Annotated in this window: 3 protein-coding genes; 1 reads left to right on the forward strand and 2 read right to left on the reverse strand. The window is 39.4% G+C overall.

Annotation, left to right across the window (positions count from 1 at the left end; genetic code table 11):
- The first annotated feature begins 109 nt into the window (after nucleotides 1-109).
- Nucleotides 110-400, forward strand: a complete 291-nt coding sequence (locus A596_RS10615; protein WP_039914676.1) for an EVE domain-containing protein — start codon at nucleotides 110-112, stop codon at nucleotides 398-400.
- A 125-nt stretch (nucleotides 401-525) separates the two neighbouring features.
- Here the strand turns inward: A596_RS10615 and A596_RS10620 are convergent, their stop codons facing one another.
- Both A596_RS10620 and A596_RS10625 read right to left on the reverse strand, forming a co-directional pair.
- Nucleotides 526-804: a hypothetical protein gene (locus tag A596_RS10620; RefSeq protein WP_039914678.1), complete on the reverse strand. Its 279-nt coding sequence runs from the start codon at nucleotides 802-804 to the stop codon at nucleotides 526-528.
- A gap of 42 nt (nucleotides 805-846) precedes the next feature.
- Nucleotides 847-1,128 (reverse strand): hypothetical protein, encoded by a 282-nt coding sequence (locus A596_RS10625; RefSeq protein ID WP_152600154.1) that lies wholly within the window; start codon nucleotides 1,126-1,128, stop codon nucleotides 847-849.
- Nucleotides 1,129-1,160: the final 32 nt, after the last annotated feature.

Raw genomic sequence — 1,160 nt, forward strand, 5'->3', positions numbered from 1 at the left:
GCTGCCCAACCTACGCACTAACCCCACCAACAATGTTAATAGCGCACCAGTGCATGCTTCTAAATTAACACCTTGAAAGGAAGATGATCTATGGCAAAGCAATGGGCTGTTGAAAGCTGAACCCCATATCTACGGCATAGATCATCTCGTCGCCCCCAACAACCCGCGCTGGGTTTCGGTGGATATTCAACTTACCAAAGTTTTTCCACGATTAATTTCGCTTGCGGAAATTAAAGCGCAAACTGAATTAGAAAATATGGTGCTGGTTAAACAGAGCCGGCTGTCTACGCAGCCGGTTACTGGTGATGAGTGGAGGTTTATTAATAAGCTTATGGTCACACCTAAGTTCGAGGACAGGGTAAGATCTCAATATTGCGATTTCGAGGTGACGCGTCAATAAGTACCCTAAGCGAAAACCAACTCTGGGGCGCTATCCTTTACTTGGAGAAATTATACCTATTTTGCAAGCAATGATAGATATTTCTAAATAAACAACTGGTGGTAATAAATAAATTTTCGGCATTATTATGAATTCTCATTTTTTGGATACCAAGGTCCCCCCCTGTCGGGAGCTCTTTCATTAAGAGAGATATGAAACATTAATCCTTCACGGCATCTTTTAACTAAATCCTCGACCTCCTGAATATTATTTGGATAAGAATCAACCATGCTTTTAGGAACTTCATAATATTCCATATAATCGATTTGACTGTTAGAGATTGGAATAGAAAGATAATACTTGCCCGTTTTTTCTTCCTGACGAAATGAAAAATATCGATCTGCATTAAGATGTATTAAGTTCATAAATAATCCAAAATTAAGTTAGAAATTTAAAATAATTTTGTTTCAGGTTATTCCTTCATGAGCACGATTGAGATCTACAACTGCTTCATCCGAACCATAAGGCAATTTACCACCAGTTAGCCATTGTCGATTAGCACCCGCTTCATTCCCATTAGGTATTCCTAAACGTACATTTTCAGGATTCGGAATATTAACCCTGACAATCACCTTATCTTTAAAATAATCGTCGGCCCAGCCTAAAGAGCGCGCCAGCTTTACTGGATCACCATTAGCATCAGCCAAAGCTTTATAAATTTGAGCCTTAGCAAGTAGGTTGGGCAGCAATGCCCAACATTTTGGCAATTAAATAGCATTGT

This window comes from Cellvibrio mixtus subsp. mixtus J3-8 (genome assembly GCF_000766945.1).
Lineage (GTDB): Bacteria > Pseudomonadota > Gammaproteobacteria > Pseudomonadales > Cellvibrionaceae > Cellvibrio > Cellvibrio mixtus_A.